The following is a 17,707-nucleotide window of genomic DNA, read 5'->3' as shown; positions in this document are numbered from 1 at the left end:
CATGCTGGACCCGCTGGTGCCGGGCGCACCGGTGCTGGTCGCCGGCGCCCGGGTGACCGGCCGCGCGGTGCTGGCCGCACTGACCCGCTTCGGTGCGATACCAACGATGTGTGATGACGATCCGGCGATGCTGCGTCCCTTCGCCGAGAGCGGGGTCGCCACCGTGGACCCGTCGGTCGCCGTGCAGCAGCTGGCGCAGCCCGAACCCAGCCCGGAATCAAGATATGCCCTGGTAGTTACCAGTCCCGGTTTCCAGCCGAGCACGCCCGTGCTGGCCGCGGCGGCGGCCGCCGGCGTGCCCATCTGGGGCGATGTGGAGCTGGCCTGGAGATTGGATGCCGCGGGCTGCTACGGACCGCCGCGTCGCTGGCTGGTGGTGACCGGGACAAACGGCAAGACCACTACGATCTCGATGCTGCACGCCATGCTGGTGGCCGGCCAACACCGCAGCGTTCTGTGCGGAAACATCGGCAGCCCGGTGCTGGACGTGCTCGAGGAGCCCGCGGACCTGTTGGCCGTGGAGTTGTCGAGCTTCCAGTTGCGTTGGGCGCCATCGCTGCGGCCCGAGGCCGGCGTGGTCCTCAACATCGCCGAAGATCACCTCGACTGGCACGGCACGATGGCGGCCTACACCGAAGCCAAGGCGCGGGTGCTTACCGGTCGGGTGGCGGTGGTAGGGCTCGACGACAGCCGCGCGGCCGCGCTGCGCGACACCGCGCCGGCTCCGGTACGCGTCGGCTTCCGAATCAGTACGCCGGCGGTCGGAGAGTTGGGCCTGCGCGACGGGCATCTCGTCGACCGGGCCTTCTCCGACGATCTGGTGCTGTTGCCGGCCTCCTCTATCCCGGTGCCGGGACCGGTGGGAGTCCTCGACACCCTGGCCGCGGCCGCATTGGCTCGCGCGGTCGGGGTGTCGGCCGATGCGATCGCCGACGCGGTCGCCTCGTTTCAGGTTGGCCGGCACCGCAGCGAAGTTGTGGAGGTCGTTGACGGCATCACCTACGTCGACGACTCCAAGGCCACCAACCCGCACGCTGCCGAGGCATCGGTACTGGCCTATCCACGGGTGGTGTGGGTGGCTGGCGGACTGCTCAAGGGCGCATCCGTGGACGCGGAGGTGGCCCGGATGGCGTCGCGGCTGGTCGGGGCGGTGCTCATCGGCCAAGATCGCGCAGAGGTTGCCGAGGCGTTATCACGACACGCGCCCGATGTCCCCGTTGTCCAGGTTGTGACAAGCGAGGATGCTGATATGGGTGAGGCGTGTGGTGCTTCTGTTACAAAAGTTGACGATGTTGGGGGTTCCCTCGGCGCTCGCGTGATGCGTGCCGCGGTGGCGGCGGCTCGCAATATGGCCAGGTCCGGCGACACGGTGCTGCTGGCACCGGCCGGCGCCTCATTTGACCAGTTCACCAGCTATGGCGATCGCGGCGACGCCTTCGCGGCGGCCGTGCGCGCCGCGGTCCGGTAGGCGGGAGTGGCCAGCGCTCTGACCCGGCTGTTACGCCGGGGCAAGACCGATACCGAGAATGCCGACCTGCAGGCCGACACGGACCCGGAGGTAGCGGATTCGGCTGACTCCGCTGCCGAGCAGCCGGTAGCCGCTGACGCGAGCGACAAGGCCGCGAAGGGGCAAACCAACTCCGAGGAGCGGGGTCCGCGCACCCGTTTCGGTGCCTGGCTGGGTCGGCCTATGACGTCGTTTCACCTGATCATCGCCGTTGCTGCATTGCTGACCACCCTCGGACTGATCATGGTGCTGTCGGCCTCGGGGGTGCGGTCCTATGACGACGACGGATCGGCATGGGTGATCTTCGGCAAGCAGGTCCTGTGGACGGGGGTAGGCCTGGTCGGTTGCTACGTCGGTCTGCGCATGTCGGTGAGCTTTTTGCGGCGCATCGCGTTCTCCGGCTTTGCCTTCACCATCGTGCTGTTGGTGCTGGTGCTGATCCCGGGAATCGGCAAGGAAGCCAACGGCTCTCGGGGATGGTTCGTGGTGGCCGGCTTCTCGATGCAGCCCTCTGAGCTGACCAAGATGGCATTCGCCGTCTGGGGTGCGCACCTGCTGGCGACCCGCCGCATGGAGCGGGCATCCCTGCGCGAGATGCTGATTCCGCTGGTCCCGGCAGCGGTGATCGCGCTGGCCCTGATCGTGGCTCAGCCCGACCTCGGGCAGACGGTATCGATGGGCATCATCTTGCTGGGCCTGCTCTGGTACGCGGGCTTGCCGCTGCGCGTTTTCATGAGCTCATTTGCGGCCGTTGTTGTCTCGGCGGGGGTGCTAGCGATGACCGCGGGTTATCGGTCGGACCGAGTGCGCTCCTGGCTCGACCCCGACAACGATCCCCAAGACTCGGGCTACCAGGCGCGGCAGGCGAAGTTTGCGCTGGCCCACGGCGGCATCTTCGGTGACGGTCTGGGCCAGGGCGTGGCCAAATGGAACTACCTGCCCAACGCCCACAACGACTTCATCTTCGCGATCATCGGCGAGGAGCTGGGCCTGGTCGGAGCGCTGGGACTGCTCGGCCTGTTCGGGCTGTTCGCCTATACCGGAATGCGGATAGCACGCCGCTCGGCCGATCCGTTTCTGCGGTTGTTGACCGCCACCGTGACGCTGTGGGTGTTGGGCCAGGCGTTCATCAACATCGGCTACGTGATTGGCCTGTTGCCGGTCACCGGGTTGCAGCTGCCGCTGATTTCGGCCGGCGGGACATCGACGGCCACCACCCTTGCGATGATCGGCATCATCGCCAACGCGGCACGACACGAGCCGGAGGCGGTTGCCGCGTTACGGGCGGGCCGCGACGATAGAGTGAATCGGATGCTGCGGCTCCCGCTACCCAAGCCGTATGCGCCCACCCGCCTCGAGGTGTTCCGCGACCGTAAGCGCGTGCAGCCACCAGCTGCCCGGCCACCGGCCAAGCAGGCGGCGGCGCGGAAGGCTCCCAAGGCGGCGACTCGGCTCGCCGAGGAGCCGCTGCGGCCAGCGTTGCCCCGCAGACCAGATCGGTCGGGCGCTCGGTCCGGGCAGCAGGGGGCTGGGCAGCGCTACGCCGGTCAGCGTCATAGTGGGCGGGTTCGTGCATTGGAAGGTCAGCGTTACGGGTGAATGACACGGTCAGGGAGCCGGCTGGCGGGCTCGGGGTAAATCACGGTCCTGCATTGTCGGTTGTGCTCGCCGGTGGCGGCACCGCGGGCCATGTGGAGCCCGCGATGGCCGTGGCCGATGCGCTCAGCGTCCTGGAACCGAATGTCAGAATCACCGCTTTGGGAACATCGCGCGGTCTGGAAACCAGGTTGGTGCCCGCGCGCGGTTATCACCTCGAGCTGATTACGCCAGTGCCGCTGCCGCGCAAACCCAGCGGCGACCTGGCCCGGCTTCCTCTCCGGGTGTGGCGAGCCGTCCGGGAGACCAGGGCGGTGCTCGACTTGGTCGATGCCGACGTCGTCATCGGATTCGGTGGCTACGTCGCGCTGCCCGCTTACCTGGCCGCCCGCGGCATCCCCGGGTTACGGCGCCGGATCCCGGTCGTGATTCATGAAGCCAACGCCAGGGCAGGGCTGGCCAACCGGGTCGGTCTACGGACCGCGGACCGGGTGCTCTCGGCGGTCCCGGATTCGGGGCTACGGGGTGCCGAGGTAGTCGGGGTGCCGGTCCGGGCAGCGATCACCGCCCTTGACCGCATGGCTCTGCGAGCGGAAGCGCGGGCTCACTTCGGCTTCGCCGACGACGCCCGGGTGTTGCTGGTGTTCGGCGGATCGCAGGGCGCGGTGTCACTCAACAAGGCGGTTTCTGCCGCTGCCGCCGAGCTGGCCGCGTCGGGTGTTTCGGTGCTGCACGCGCACGGGCCAAAAAACGTCCTAGAGCTCCTAGCGCCACGTACCCCCGGCCAAGATGACCCGCCTTACGTCGCGGTGCCCTATCTGGACCGGATGGACCTCGCCTACGCCGCTGCTGACCTGGTGATATGCCGTTCCGGTGCGATGACGGTAGCCGAGGTATCGGCCGTCGGACTGCCGGCGATCTACGTTCCGCTGCCGATCGGCAACGGCGAGCAGCGGCTCAATGCGCTCCCGGTGGTCAACGCCGGCGGCGGCATGGTGGTTGCCGATGCCGATCTCACGCCGGCGCTGGTAGCTCGCGAAGTGACCGGCCTGCTCACCGACCCGCCGCGACTGGCGGCGATGACGGCGGCCGCCGCGCAGGTCGGACACCGCGACGCGGCGGCGCAGGTGGCTCAGGCGGCATTGGACATCGCGCGTCTGGCTCCGTCACGGCGACGAGCTGTCGGAGGGCGACGATGACCGCCGAGCAATTGCCGCCCGAACTGCAACGGGTGCACATGGTCGGCATCGGGGGAGCGGGGATGTCGGGCATCGCCCGCATCCTGCTCGACCGCGGTGGTTTGGTGTCGGGCTCTGACGCCAAGGAATCGCGGGGTGTGCACGCGTTGCGGGCACGCGGCGCGCTGATCCGGATCGGGCACGACGCGTCCGCACTGGACTTGCTGCCGGGTGGTGTTACGTCGGTCATCACCACCCACGCCGCCATCCCCAAGACCAATCCGGAGCTGGTCGAAGCCCGCCGCCGCGGCGTACCGGTAATGCTGCGACCGGTTGTGTTGGCCAAGCTGATGGACGGGCGCACCACCGTGATGGTGACTGGCACACACGGCAAGACCACCACGACCTCGATGGTCATCGTTGCGTTGCAGCATTGTGGCCGCGACCCCTCCTTCGCGGTGGGCGGTGAACTCGGTGAGGCCGGCACCAACGCCCACCACGGCAGCGGCGACTACTTTGTCGCCGAAGCCGACGAAAGTGACGGCTCGCTGTTGGAATACACCCCCACGTCGCCGTGGTGACCAACATCGAGGCCGATCACCTGGACTTCTATGGCAGCACCGAGGCTTATGTCGGGGTGTTCGACGCTTTCGTGGAGCGACTCGCCCCCGGCGGAGCGCTGGTGGTCTGTGCCGATGACCCGGGCTCGGCGGCGCTGGCCGAACGCTCCGCCGAGCTGGGCATTCGGGTGCTGCGCTACGGATCGGCCGGACATGCCGGGGCCGCGTTGGCCGCGACGTTGGTGTCGTGGGAACAGCGGGGCACCGGAGCGGTTGCGCAGATCCAGCTGGCAGGCGAGGCGGACCCACGCTCGATGCGGCTTTCGGTGCCCGGGCGGCACATGGCGCTCAATGCCCTGGGTGCGCTGCTGGCAGCGATCGAGGTCGGCGCCCCGGTCGGCGAGGTGCTCGACGGCCTGGCCGGTTTCGAGGGGGTGCGTCGGCGATTCGAACTGGTCGGGACGGCGGAATCGGTGCGGGTTTTCGACGACTACGCGCACCATCCGACCGAGGTCAGGGCGACCCTGGAGGCGGTCCGCTCGGTGGTTCGCCAAAGTGGCAGCGGGCGTCTACTGGTGGTATTTCAGCCACATCTATATTCCCGGACAAAGGCTTTCGCCGCCGAGTTCGGCAGCGCTCTGGATGCCGCTGATGAGGTGTTCGTGCTCGACGTCTACGCCGCGCGCGAGCAACCGCTGACTGGGATCAGCGGAGCCAGTGTCGCCGAGCATGTCACCGTGCCGGTCCGCTATCTGCGTGACTTTTCTGCGGTGGCGGAGGTGGTGGCCGCGGCCGCGGCACCGGGCGACGTCGTTGTCACCATGGGTGCCGGAGATGTCACCCTGCTCGGACCGGAGATCGTGGCCGCGCTGCGGATGCGAGCCGATCGCAGTGAACCCGGACGGCCAGGAGTGTTGCAGTGACCGAAGCTAGCGACGGCCGATCGACCGACGTGGTCGCCGACGACCTGGACGACGAGCGCGAACCGGCCACCGTACCGATCGCCATCGATTCTCAGGAGCCGCAGGAGGCCGCGGACCAAGCCGAGGATCAGGACGAATTCGAGGGACCACGCCGTCGCGCCCGTCGTGAACGCGCCGAACGCCGTGCCGCCGAGGCTCGCGCGATCGCGATCGAGGAGGCTCGGCGCGACGCCAAGCGGCGCGCTCGCGGCCACGTCGCCAAGGAACCTCAGCCGGTCGCTCGTGGCGTCGTTCGCGGCTTGAAAATGCTGCTGGCCACCGTGGCGTTGGTGGTGGTGGGTGTGGGGTTGGGGCTGGTGCTCTACTTCACCCCGGCGATGTCGGCTCGCGATGTCGTTGTCACGGGGGTCGGCACGGTGACCCGCGAGGAAGTGCTCGGCGCGGCGAGTGTGCCGACCGGGACCCCGTTACTGCAGATCAACACCAAAGATGTCGCCGACCGAGTAGCGACGATCCGTCGGGTGGCCAGTGCGCGGGTGCAGCGCCAATACCCATCGGCGCTCCGGATCACCATTGTGGAGCGGGTGCCGCTGGTGGTGAAGGATTTCCCGGACGGCCCGCACCTGTTCGACCGCGACGGGGTGGATTTTGCGACCGGTCCGCCGCCACCCGCGCTGCCCTACCTCGACGTCGATGATCCGGGGCCGACCGATCCCGCCACGCTGGCTGCGTTGGCGGTATTGACCGCGCTGCGTCCCGAGGTCGCCGGCCAAGTGGGCCGGATCGCTGCTCCGTCTGTGTCATCGATCACTCTGACGCTCGCCGACGGGCGAGTGGTGATCTGGGGGACCACCGATTGTGCCGAGGAGAAGGCGGAGAAGCTAGCGGCGTTATTGACGCAGCCAGGGCGGACCTACGACGTGTCCAGCCCCGATCTGCCGACCGTGAAGTAGTCCGCAACCCGCCGCGAGAGCCCGACCCGATTCGCATTCGGCGCCCGACCTGACGCCGTGCTCAGCGGTAGGGCACAAAAAAATGCGCATGACGCGTCGGCGCGCCTGCACGGCTAGTTCCCGTCGTACCCATACGGTTCTGGTTACGCGGAACTACTTGACATAACTCTAACTCTATGGTTGAGGTTGAGGGTTTTGCAAGCAGACACACCGCAGGAGAACTGAGCCCGTCAGGGAGGAAGACGAATGATGACCCCCCCGCATAACTACTTGGCTGTCATCAAGGTCGTTGGTATCGGTGGTGGCGGCGTCAACGCTGTCAACCGCATGATCGAACAGGGCCTCAAAGGCGTGGAGTTCATCGCGATCAACACCGACGCGCAGGCGTTGTTGATGAGCGATGCCGATGTCAAGCTCGACGTCGGCCGTGACTCGACCCGGGGACTCGGCGCCGGTGCCGACCCAGAGGTCGGACGCCGAGCCGCCGAAGACGCCAAGGATGAAATCGAGGAGCTGCTACGCGGCGCCGACATGGTGTTCGTCACCGCCGGCGAAGGTGGTGGCACCGGCACCGGCGGTGCGCCCGTGGTGGCCAGCATCGCGCGCAAGCTTGGTGCTTTGACCGTAGGCGTGGTGACCCGGCCGTTCTCCTTCGAGGGCAAGCGCCGCAGCAACCAGGCGGAGAACGGTATAGCGGCTTTGCGGGAAAGCTGCGACACCCTCATCGTGATCCCCAATGACCGGCTGCTGCAGATGGGTGACGCCGCCGTATCCCTGATGGACGCGTTCCGTAGCGCCGACGAGGTGCTGCTCAACGGTGTGCAGGGCATCACCGACCTGATCACCACGCCAGGCCTGATCAACGTCGACTTCGCCGACGTCAAGGGCATCATGTCTGGTGCCGGTACCGCACTGATGGGCATCGGGTCGGCCCGCGGCGATGGTCGATCACTCAAAGCCGCCGAAATTGCCATCAATTCGCCGCTGTTGGAAGCGTCGATGGAGGGCGCCCAGGGCGTGCTGATGTCGATTGCCGGTGGCAGCGACCTGGGCCTGTTCGAGATCAACGAGGCGGCGTCATTGGTACAGGATGCCGCCCACCCAGACGCCAACATCATCTTCGGAACCGTCATCGACGATTCGCTGGGCGACGAGGTGCGGGTGACCGTGATCGCAGCGGGCTTCGACGCCAGTGGACCGGGCCGCAAGCCCGTGGCGGGCGCGACCGGCGCCGCACCCGGGGAGACCGGGGCGCGCATCGGATCGAGTCGGCCAAGGCGGGCAAGCTCAGCTCGACGTTGTTCGAGCCGGTCGACGCGGTCAGCGTGCCGCTGCATACCAATGGTGCGACGTTGAGCATTGGCGGCGATGACGACGACGTCGATGTGCCACCCTTCATGCGCCGTTGAGGGTCTCAATTTGCTTGCCAGAACGCGACAAACCGGCCGCGGCCGGACCGCGCCGCAACCTGGTCGGCAGTCGAATCCGGATACTGGTGGGGTGAGCGTTCGAATCCGCCGGGTGACTACCACTCGGAAGGGCGGTGTGTCCAAGCCGCCTTTCGACTCCTTCAACCTCGGTGACCACGTCGGTGATGACCCGGCCTCCGTGGCGGCCAACCGAGCCCGGCTGGCCGCCACCATCGGTATGCCCACCGAACGAGTGGTGTGGATGAACCAGGTCCACGGTGACCGGGTTGAGGTGGTCGACGCGCCGCGCGACAACGCTTTCGATGACACCGACGCGTTGGTGACCAAGGTTCCCGGCCTGGCGTTGGCGGTGCTGACCGCCGACTGCGTGCCGGTGTTGATGGCCGACGCGCGGGCGGGCGTCACCGCGGCCGTCCATGCCGGCCGGGTGGGCGCACAGCGCGGCATCGTGGCGCGCACGGTGGAGGCCATGCAGGCGCTGGGCGCGCAGCCCGGTGACATTTCGGCATTCCTGGGTCCGGCGGCCAGCGGGCGCAACTACGAAGTTCCCGCGGCGATGGCCGACGAGGTCGAGGCGGCGTTGCCGGGCAGCCGGACCACCAGTGCCGCCGGGACGGCCGCGCTGGACCTGCGCGCCGGAATTGCCCGCCAGCTGGGGGACTTGGGTGTGAAGTCCATCGATGTCGACCCCCGTTGCACGGTGGCGGACCCGACCCTTTTCAGCCATCGACGCGGTGCGCCCACGGGGCGGCTGGCGTCGCTGGTGTGGATGGAATGACCGCGATGGTCGTGGACATTTCAGCGCAAGGGGAGCGTCAGTCAGAACTGACGCACGCGTTGGCGGTGGTGCGGTCGCGACTCGCCGCGGCCGCCGAGGCGGCGGGGCGCAAGGTCAGTGAAATCGAGCTGCTGCCGATTACCAAGTTCTTCCCGGCGACCGATGTTGCCATCTTGGCGCGACTGGGTTGCCGAGCCGTGGGGGAGTCGAGGGACCAGGAGGCTTCGGCAAAGGTCGCCGAGCTGGCCCGGATGTTTTCCGCTCCCATGCGGTCGGGATCGCGGGGGATTCAGTGGCACATGGTGGGCCAGATTCAGCGGAACAAGGTGCGTTCGCTAGCAAACTGGGCACACACCGCTCACTCGATCGACACCCCCCAACTGGTGACAGCGCTGGACCGAGCGATAACCACGGCGATAGCCGATCGTCGGCGCGGCAATCCGTTGCGCGTGTATGTCCAAGTGAGCCTTGACGGCGACGTCTCCCGCGGCGGTGTCGACATGACCGACCCCGGTGCGGTGGACCGGATCTGCGCCCAGGTCAGCGATTCGCAGAGCCTCGAGCTGATCGGTTTGATGGGTGTTCCGCCCCGCGATTGGGACCAGGAAAAGGCCTTTGAGCGGCTGCAATCCGAACACAGTCGAGTGCTCGAGTCGTTCCCTACGGCGGTGCGACTTTCCGCCGGTATGTCCGATGACCTCGAGATCGCCGTGAAACATGGATCGACGTGTGTGCGTGTCGGTACCGCGCTATTGGGTTCGCGGCGGTTACGGTCACCGTGAAAAGTCACTGTAGTCACACCTTCATCACAGACAACAAATATCCCAGGGCTAGAAGGGGTCAGCGATGAGCACTCTGCACAAGGTCAAGGCCTACTTCGGTATGGCTCCGATGGAGGATTACGACGACGAGTATTACGACGACCGCGGGCCTTCCCGCGGCTATTCGCGTCCTCGAGTCGAGGATGATTACGGTCGTTATGAAGGGCGCGATTTCGAAGACCCGCGCCGCGATCCTCGTGCCGGTATGCGCGCCGATTTGCGAGGCGAGCCGGCCGACTATCCACCGCCGGGCGGCTATCGGGGTGGATACCCTGATGAAGCGCGATTCCAGCCGCGCGAGTTCGACCGGGCCGATATGGCCCGGCCGCGCTTCGGGTCGTGGTTGCGCAACCCCACCCGCGGCTCGCTGGCGATGGACCCGCGCCGGATGGCGATGATGTTCGAGGAAGGTCATCCGTTGTCGAAGATCACCACACTGCGCCCCAAGGATTACAGCGAGGCACGCACCATTGGTGAGCGGTTCCGCGACGGCACGCCGGTGATCATGGACTTGGTGTCGATGGACAACGCCGACGCCAAGCGGCTGGTCGACTTCGCGGCCGGTTTGGCCTTCGCGCTGCGCGGATCGTTCGACAAGGTTGCCACCAAGGTCTTCCTGCTCTCGCCCGCAGACGTGGACGTAACCCCGGAGGAGCGTCGTCGGATCGCCGAAACCGGCTTCTACGCTTACCAATAGACAAATCTGCTGCTGTTCAGCCCGGCAGGTCGCAGCTCGGCCTGACGGGCTGTCCGCTCGTCGGGGCCGGCTGCGGTGAACCTATGCGATGTGTGCCGTTGGGCTGGTCGGTAGGCTTGCGCTTGCCGACCGCACGGGCGGCGTCCTCGTATCCGAATCGGTAAGGTCAGGCTCTCGTTGGTGCTGTTTTTCCAGATTCTCGGGTTTGCGCTGTTCATCTTCTGGCTGCTGCTCATCGCTCGGGTTGTCGTCGAGTTCATTCGTTCGTTCAGTCGTGACTGGCGCCCCACCGGTTTCACGGTGGTGATCCTCGAGATCATCATGTCGATCACCGATCCTCCGGTGAAGCTGCTGCGCCGGCTGATCCCGCAACTGACCATCGGCGCGGTGCGCTTCGATCTCTCCATCATGGTGCTGCTGCTGGTGGCCTTCATCGGGATGCAGCTGGCATTCGGTGCCGCCGCCTGAGTGGCCCCTGCCGCCATTTGGACTTAGTTGAGAGACGGTTCGGCCACGATTTGGCGACAAGTTTGGCCGGCATGATTTTCAAATCTAAGGAATGTGATTTATTTGCCTGAGAGTTTGAAATTGGTCCTTATTTATTTAGTCCAATCGGCAACCGCCGAGTCTGGTGTGACAGGATGGACGGCAGTTGAGCGACTGCTGCCAGTTCGTTCTACACTTTCCAGATCGTTTGACCGTCCAGGAACTTGAGGGGACAAACAATGCCGCTTACACCTGCCGACGTCCACAATGTGGCGTTCAGTAAGCCGCCTATCGGCAAGCGCGGGTACAACGAAGATGAGGTCGACGCCTTCCTTGACCTGGTGGAGAACGAGCTCACTCGACTGATCGAAGAGAATTCGGATCTGCGTCAACGGATCGCTGAGCTGGACCAGGAGCTGGCCGCGGGTGCTGGCGGCGGGGCTGCTGTGACCGCTCAGCCCACCCAAGCCATGCCCGTGTACGAGCCGGAGCCCGAGCCGGCAAAGCCCGCTGCGCCTGTGGCCTCGGCGGCAACCAACGAGGAACAGGCCATGAAGGCGGCCCGGGTGCTGAGCCTGGCGCAAGACACCGCCGACCGCCTCACCAGCACAGCTAAGGCCGAATCGGACAAGATGCTGTCCGACGCCCGCGCCAACGCCGACCAAATCCTCAGCGAGGCCCGGCACACGGCCAAGACAACGGTCACCGAAGCCCGGCAGCGCGCCGATGGGATGCTCGCGGATGCGCAGGCCCGGTCGGAGAGCCAGTTGCGGCAGGCCCAGGAGAAGGCGGACGCCCTGCAGGCCGATGCCGAGCGCAAGCACTCCGAGATCATGGGCACCATCAACCAGCAGCGCACCGTGCTGGAAGGCCGCCTCGAGCAACTGCGGACATTCGAACGCGAATACCGGACCCGTCTCAAGACCTACCTGGAGTCCCAGCTCGAGGAACTCGGTCAGCGCGGATCGGCCGCGCCGGTCGATTCGAGCGCGGACGCCGGCGGGTTCGAGCAATTCAACCGGGGCAACAACTAGCCGGGACACGGGCCGGGCTGGCCGGCTGGCGCGCAAACCCTGGTAGGTTTTGGCAGTCGCTGCCCGCCGGCCGGAGGATGACCGATGCTGATCATTGCCCTCGTTTTAGCCCTCATTGGGCTCGTTGCGCTGGTGTTCGCGGTGGTCACCAGCAATCAGCTGGTGGCGTGGGTGTGCATCGGCGCCAGTGCACTGGGTGTGGTTTTGCTGATCGTTGACGCCCTCAGGGAGCGTCAGCAACGTGAGGCGGCCAGCAAAGACCAGGATGAGGCCGAACAGCCAGCCGATGCCGACGGCGAGGCCGACTACGTCGAATACCCTGACGATGACGCCGAGGCGGAACCGGCCGCCGAAGATGTCGAGGACGTCGAAGAGGGCTCCGAGGACACCGAGGGCCAAGAGGACGCAGAGGGCACAGACGCGGGCTCCGATACTGCGGAAGAATCGACGGTGTCCGCCGACGCTAAGCGTGACGACAGCGCCGAATAGCGCGCCATGCCGTGGCTCGAGCCCGATCTTGTTGGCTAGCGCGGCTTATTGGCTCGGATTGAGCCTGTCCGACTACCTCGAGAAGCTGATGCTGTTGTCGCGAACCTGAACTGCGACACGGGTCGAGACCTGGCGAATCGGTACCTGATCGTCGTCCGTGCTGGGGTTGACTCACTCCGATATCGGGGCGGTGGGCTAGGGGTCGAGTTGGGCGGGGGCTACTCGGCACCTGGCGGCTTGGGCTCCGGTGTGCAGGCGTCGGTCCCATGCGGCGATGATCAGGCCTGGGGCGCCGACTGCCAACGCGCTGGCCAGATGGACAGCCTGGGCTCCGCGTAACGCGTGGGCGCGGGCGAGGTGGTCGGCGTGGTGTTCAACCGTCGTGGTGTGTTCTACGGGGCGGGTGGCGGTCCAGAAGTCCTCCCAGTCACGCTCGGCTTCGGCGAGCTCGGATTCGGTTAGGTCGTGATTGCGGGCTGCTGCGGCGAGTGCGGCGCGGACTTCTGGGTAGGCCAGGCGGGCGGACAATGCGGCGTCGCAGCCGGCCCATGGCACGGACGCCAGCGAACCCCCTGTCTCGGTGGTGAGAAGTTTGACGAAGGTGCTGGCGTCGAAGTAGACGAGTGGCACCGGTCAGCGACCGGCCGTTGCGCGGTGGCCTTGCCGATCACGCCTTCGGCCGTGAGTCGCTCCAAGATGCCTGCGTTGTCCAGCGCAGTGAGTCGCGCGACCGTAATCCCGCGGTCGGTGATGACGACCTCACCACCAGCCCGAACTCGATCGAGCGGAGGTGGGGTGGCAGCGGGCCGATTCGCCGATTCGTCCGCGGCCAAGACGCCGTCGCCCATATGTGCGCGGTCATCGTCATCCTGATGAGGGGGCCCGCACTGCACACAACGTCGCCGCTGTGTAACCGCCGACCGCGACCAACTACCGGATCGTGTGCGCCGACTGTGCATCAGCACGGCATTCACACAGCCTGACAACGCCGCCCCGACGACCAGCGATAACCCCGATCGGGCAGGGTCCCCCGGCATGCTTAAACCGGTGCGGGACCGATGAATTCGACGCCCGCACGAATCGCGGGGCTGTGCCTCAGGATCCGGAAATGCGCCAGGCGGCCGAGTCCCCGTGTCGTCATCAAACGCGCGCCTGGCCAGGACGCAACAATCTTTTCGCTCGTCGCATATGGAGTCTCGGGGTCATCGGGGTCGTGGATGAGCAGCATCGGCGGATAGTCGGTCCGAGCGGCCACCCGGACCATGTTGGTGTCCTCTAAAGGCATGCCGATACGGCGTTCAAGACGGCGCTGCAGGCCGGCGCGTATCCGTCGGCCGAAGCCGTGGCGCGCGGCGAAGAGATCCAGATAGATCGGGCACTCTCCCATTGGCGCGAGAAACACCAAACGCCCGACCGTCGTGCCCCATGCCGCCGCGAATACGGTCGCGTTGGCCCCGAGCGAGTGGGCGACGACAGCGCGGGCCGGCCCGTGCTCTCGGATGATCGCGGCAACCGCTTCGGCGCACTCGATGGCGGTGGTGCGACCCGGTGCCAGTGCGCCCGGATCGGACTCGTTATGGCTGGGCAGATCGAACGCGATGACGCGATGACCGGACTTGACGAGAGGTTTGATGAACATGCCGAGGTGCGGGCGACGCCCGCCCCAGCCGTGCACGAGATAGACCGGTGGCCCCTCGCCCCAGGCTTCCCCGACGATGCGATGCCCGTTCCAGTGCGCTTCCAGTGGCTGGCCGGGCGGAACGCCGGGCGGCATGCGCAAACTTGACTCCAGGACCGGCGGGGTGCACCACAGCTCGGTCGCCCACCGCGACCCCAATGCGGGGGCGAAGCGCTCCAGCAGCCAGAACGCCCGGCGGACTCGAGTGGCCACCGGCGGTTGGACACCGGAACCCTGCACGTCGAGAACGGTCGGGCTCGAAGAATCGCTGCCGATCTCGTCCGTGCTCTCCCGATTGATCATCTATCGCCTGCCTTTCAGATCGTCGACTCACGGCTGCAAAGCAGCTGAGCCGCCGCTGGTGGTGCAAGGTACCAAGGGCGTCCTGGCCTGGCAACGCGCCGGTGTTGTCGGGAGGGTAAGCATGTGTCCAGGGCTCCGGCGTTGTTGATTAGCAGGCTTGTGAGCTGGGGAATTGTGGATTGAGGAGGTCTAGGCGGCGGTTGGCGGTCAAAGCGGTGATCCGGCAGGCTTCGGCGATGTTGTCGGCGCCGTTGAGGCGGTGCAGATTGATCGCGGTGTTGCGTAGCGTTGCTAGGACCTGTGCGCCGTTTCCGGTATGTGCCCTTTGACGGTCTTCGTCGAAGGTGACGTCGCGTATCCAGTGCAGGCTGTTCTCGATTCCCCAGTGTTGACGCATCCAGGTCATGATCGCGGTAGGGCGGGCGTGCTCGAACGGCAGGCTGTAGATGGCATAGACCACCTCCACGCTGCGCTGGTCGGTGGCGGTGATCAAGCGTTCACGAGTGATCCGGATGATTTGTTTTGCGTAGGGGAAGCCGATTCCTCGTGCAGCGGTGATGATTTGCAGGGTGCGGGTCTCGACACGGCCGTGGCCGCGGGAGTCGTCGGTAGCGGCTGCGGGCACCTCGGCCCAGGGCAGCGCGGTGATACGCGCAAGTATTTTGGCTTGGTTGGACTTGACGATCATCAGGTAGTGCGACTTCAAGGTGGCGCAGATCAACTTCGCGGTGACGACCTGGGTATGCATCGCATCCACGGTGACCAGCCACCGCAAGCTACCCGGCAGCAGCGTGAGCAGGGCACGTACGCAGGGAATTTCATTGCTTTTCTCGGCGACAGCGAGTTGACCGAGCACCAATCGGGCACGGTGGGCGAACACCGACACGAGATGCGTGGCTGTCGCTTTGGCGCGTAAAGGCACCACGCAGCATCTTGCCGTCCAACGCGATCGGCACCAATCCACTGGGGTCGCTGCTGGCCACGTGTGCAGTGAAGTAACTGCCCATCCTGGCGTTGAGGTCGGCGGGGTCTAGCCGAGACAAAACAGCGCGGAAGGTCTTCTCACTGGGCCGCCGGAACCGGACCCCTAATTAGGCCAACACATCATCGGGAGCGGTGGCCGCCCATGTGGCAAAACCAGCATAGCCGCGCATCCCCGCGGCAGTGGCCAGAACCGCGATCGCCAACAAAGCCATCAGCGAATACCTCCGACCGCGTGGGTCCCTCGGGTCTGGCACCGAGGCCAACACATCGAGAAACTCCGATCCGATGAGCTCACTGCGCTCACCAGGACTCCAGCGGTCGAACACCTCTGGAACCGACGACACAGGCAATACTGAAACGGTAGGCACGGGCAACTCCAGACCAACGACGAACAGTAACCAACTCGATCGTTCTCCAGATAGCCCGTGCCTACACTCCGGCCCCAATAGCGCGGCACCAAAGATCATCAACCCAGCTCACAAGCCTGCTAATCAACAACGCCGGAGCCCTGCCCTGTCCCCGAATCGACGGAGCTGCTGTCCACAAACCGGGTCGGCGGCAGCCGAATACTGACTAGAGCGCGGCAAGGTGGGTCCCAGTCATCGTCGCAACACATGATGGCCTGGCGAGTCTAGCAAGAGGGCGAAAAGCTCGGCGGGACTTCGGTTGACGGGGCCCCAGCTTCCGGGCCGACTTCTATGAGAGCTTTTGGTTGGTGGTTTCCCGGTGCATTTCGGAAGGCCTTGGCGGTGAGGTCGTTCAATGCGCTGTGAGGTCGGTCGGTGGTGTATTCGGTGCACCAGTCCTCGGCGAGAACCTGGGCTTCGAGCAGACTACCGAAGGTTTCGGTGGTCAGGAATTCGTCGCGAAAGCGCCCGTTGAAGGATTCGCAAATGCCCGTTTTCCCACGGTGCGCCGGATTCGATAAGAATGGTGCCTACCGCGCCGAAGCGAGCCCAATCAGCCAGGGTGTGACTGGTCAGTTCGGGTCCGTTGGCCATCCGGATGTGTTCGGGCTTGCGGCCCGTGGTCAGGATCAGCCCATCAGAATGATCGGCGTTCCAGGATCGTCGTGGCCGGATGGCCAACGCCTCGCGGGTGAACTCGTCAATGACGTTGCAGAAGCGCAGCTGAAGGCCATCGACGGTCAGGTCGTGCTGATAGTCCAGCGCCCACACATGATCGGGGCGGGCCGCGGCCCTGGCGCTGTGGCCCCCGCGCCAGGGCCCAGGCGCATGCACTTGCGGGTCTTCGGCCGACGTTGCAGCCGTTCGTCTTTCCACAATCGGTGCGTGCGTTTCGGATTGACTACCAAGCCTGGTGGTTTCCAGGGACGATCGCAACACTTCTCTAGATTCTGGAGGTTGTGTTGGCATTGTCGCGTCGGGTGAAGAAGGGGCCAGGGCGTCGCCCATCGCCGCGCCACCGTGCGGAGAGCACGTCAGCATCGGCGCCGAGTGGACACGAACAGTGAGCTCGGCGCCGTGATCGGCGAGCTGCTTGCTCAGCGGTGGAGCCCGCAACAGATCAGCCGTCATCTCCGGCTGCGCTTCCCCGACGACCCCTAGATGCGGCTGTGCCACGAAAGCATCTACCAAGCTGTGCATCAACCGAATTCGCGGTTCCTGCGCCCCTCGCGTTTGGCACCGCACCGACGCTCACCGTTGCGCACCGGTCGAGATCACCGCCGAGCACACCACCGCCAACAGCGCCGGCGCGGCCGTTTCCAACAGCCGATGCTGACCATCCACGACCGGCTGTTCCCGCCCGTCGACCGATCAGAGGCAGGGCACCGGGAGGGTGACCTCATCATCGGTGACAACCACCACTCAGCGATCGGCACGCTAGTCGAGCGTCAGAACCGAATGCTACGACTGCTACACCTGCCCCGCGCCGACTCCGACTCGCTACACGGAGCCCTGGTAGCCCGCATACAGGATCTGCCGACGGCTCTCATGCGGTCTATCACCTGGGACCAGGGCACCGAGATGGCACGCCATCTGGCACCACGAAGGAGCGTGGAGCGCCGGTGTACTTCTGCGATTCCCGATCACCCTGGCAACGGGGTAGCAACGAGAACACCAACGGACTGCTGCGCGACTACTTCCCGAAGGGCGTGACGCCTATCAGTCACCCGCCAGCGCACCTGCAGGCCGTCGAGGACGACCTCAATCACCGTCCGCTTCGAGACCGTTGTCCCGCCGACCTATTCGCCGCCCAGTTAGCCTCGCAGAATCCGCCGGTGTTGCGACGTTGACTTGAAACCACCCCGTCGTCAACAGGAACTCTG

At 65.9% G+C, this 17,707-nt stretch carries 15 protein-coding genes and 4 pseudogenes; 13 read left to right on the top strand and 6 right to left on the bottom strand.

Annotated features, from left to right (window positions below):
- Nucleotide 1: 1 nt before the first annotated feature.
- From murD to CKW46_RS18685, 12 genes and pseudogenes are all read left to right on the top strand, one after another.
- Nucleotides 2-1,468, top strand: coding sequence for a UDP-N-acetylmuramoyl-L-alanine--D-glutamate ligase (gene murD / locus CKW46_RS18740; RefSeq protein WP_482053442.1), 1,467 nt, complete (start codon nt 2-4; stop codon nt 1,466-1,468).
- 6 nt (nt 1,469-1,474) lie between these two features.
- The gene (gene ftsW, locus CKW46_RS18735) at nt 1,475-3,106 is read left to right on the top strand and encodes a putative lipid II flippase FtsW (protein ID WP_015356134.1); all 1,632 of its coding nucleotides are present in this window, start codon (nt 1,475-1,477) and stop codon (nt 3,104-3,106) included.
- A gap of 104 nt (nt 3,107-3,210) precedes the next feature.
- Nucleotides 3,211-4,302 (top strand): undecaprenyldiphospho-muramoylpentapeptide beta-N-acetylglucosaminyltransferase, encoded by a 1,092-nt coding sequence (gene murG, locus CKW46_RS18730; RefSeq protein WP_499019305.1) that lies wholly within the window; start codon nt 3,211-3,213, stop codon nt 4,300-4,302.
- Nucleotides 4,299-5,764, top strand: a pseudogene (murC, locus tag CKW46_RS18725) (UDP-N-acetylmuramate--L-alanine ligase). The gene murG and the pseudogene murC overlap by 4 nt, the downstream one beginning before the upstream one ends.
- On the top strand, nt 5,761-6,717 hold the full coding sequence (locus tag CKW46_RS18720) for a cell division protein FtsQ/DivIB (protein WP_015356131.1): 957 nt from the start codon (nt 5,761-5,763) through the stop codon (nt 6,715-6,717). Before murC ends, CKW46_RS18720 begins: the two are co-directional and overlap by 4 nt.
- 249 nt (nt 6,718-6,966) lie before the next feature.
- Nucleotides 6,967-8,126, top strand: a pseudogene (ftsZ, locus tag CKW46_RS18715) (cell division protein FtsZ).
- 91 nt (nt 8,127-8,217) lie between these two features.
- On the top strand, nt 8,218-8,925 hold the full coding sequence (gene pgeF / locus CKW46_RS18710) for a peptidoglycan editing factor PgeF (RefSeq protein ID WP_036426505.1): 708 nt from the start codon (nt 8,218-8,220) through the stop codon (nt 8,923-8,925).
- Nucleotides 8,922-9,707, top strand: a complete 786-nt coding sequence (locus CKW46_RS18705; protein ID WP_020725594.1) for a YggS family pyridoxal phosphate-dependent enzyme — start codon at nt 8,922-8,924, stop codon at nt 9,705-9,707. Before pgeF ends, CKW46_RS18705 begins: the two co-directional genes overlap by 4 nt.
- Nucleotides 9,708-9,771: 64 nt before the next feature.
- Nucleotides 9,772-10,443, top strand: a complete 672-nt coding sequence (locus tag CKW46_RS18700; protein WP_015356129.1) for a cell division protein SepF — start codon at nt 9,772-9,774, stop codon at nt 10,441-10,443.
- 177 nt (nt 10,444-10,620) lie between these two features.
- Complete coding sequence (locus tag CKW46_RS18695) at nt 10,621-10,911, top strand: YggT family protein (RefSeq protein ID WP_020725593.1); 291 nt, start codon at nt 10,621-10,623, stop codon at nt 10,909-10,911.
- A gap of 257 nt (nt 10,912-11,168) precedes the next feature.
- A complete protein-coding gene (wag31, locus tag CKW46_RS18690; protein WP_482052249.1) occupies nt 11,169-11,963 on the top strand; it encodes a DivIVA-like cell division protein Wag31 in 795 nt (264 codons plus the stop codon).
- Between the two features lie 84 nt (nt 11,964-12,047).
- Nucleotides 12,048-12,452 (top strand): hypothetical protein, encoded by a 405-nt coding sequence (locus tag CKW46_RS18685; RefSeq protein ID WP_015356128.1) that lies wholly within the window; start codon nt 12,048-12,050, stop codon nt 12,450-12,452.
- Nucleotides 12,453-12,647: 195 nt separating this feature from the next.
- Here CKW46_RS18685 and CKW46_RS18680 read toward each other — a convergent pair whose 3' ends face one another.
- The 6 genes and pseudogenes from CKW46_RS18680 to CKW46_RS18655 form a co-directional block, all read right to left on the bottom strand.
- Nucleotides 12,648-13,082 (bottom strand): type II toxin-antitoxin system VapC family toxin, encoded by a 435-nt coding sequence (locus CKW46_RS18680; RefSeq protein ID WP_117435415.1) that lies wholly within the window; start codon nt 13,080-13,082, stop codon nt 12,648-12,650.
- Nucleotides 13,083-13,087: 5 nt separating this feature from the next.
- A pseudogene (locus tag CKW46_RS18675) lies at nt 13,088-13,237 on the bottom strand (type II toxin-antitoxin system Phd/YefM family antitoxin); the annotation flags it as partial.
- Nucleotides 13,238-13,491: 254 nt separating this feature from the next.
- Entirely contained in the window at nt 13,492-14,433 is a 942-nt protein-coding gene (locus CKW46_RS18670; protein WP_015356126.1) for an alpha/beta fold hydrolase, read from the bottom strand.
- A 148-nt stretch (nt 14,434-14,581) separates the two neighbouring features.
- Nucleotides 14,582-15,785 (bottom strand): annotated as a pseudogene (locus tag CKW46_RS18665) (ISAs1-like element IS2404/ISMul1 family transposase).
- Nucleotides 15,786-16,048: 263 nt separating this feature from the next.
- Nucleotides 16,049-16,312: an integrase core domain-containing protein gene (locus tag CKW46_RS18660; protein WP_081652170.1), complete on the bottom strand. Its 264-nt coding sequence runs from the start codon at nt 16,310-16,312 to the stop codon at nt 16,049-16,051.
- Nucleotides 16,251-17,000: a hypothetical protein gene (locus CKW46_RS18655; protein WP_499018079.1), complete on the bottom strand. Its 750-nt coding sequence runs from the start codon at nt 16,998-17,000 to the stop codon at nt 16,251-16,253. The genes CKW46_RS18660 and CKW46_RS18655 overlap by 62 nt, the downstream gene beginning before the upstream one ends.
- Between CKW46_RS18655 and CKW46_RS18650 the strand changes: the two genes are divergently transcribed.
- Nucleotides 16,986-17,537 (top strand): IS30 family transposase, encoded by a 552-nt coding sequence (locus tag CKW46_RS18650; RefSeq protein WP_482052247.1) that lies wholly within the window; start codon nt 16,986-16,988, stop codon nt 17,535-17,537. The genes CKW46_RS18655 and CKW46_RS18650 overlap by 15 nt on opposite strands.
- Nucleotides 17,538-17,707 lie beyond the last annotated feature (170 nt).

The sequence above is a fragment of the Mycobacterium liflandii genome, from assembly GCF_022354805.1.
Lineage (GTDB): Bacteria > Actinomycetota > Actinomycetes > Mycobacteriales > Mycobacteriaceae > Mycobacterium > Mycobacterium marinum.
Note: the sequence above shows the minus strand (reverse complement) of the source record. Positions and strands in the feature narration are given on the sequence as shown.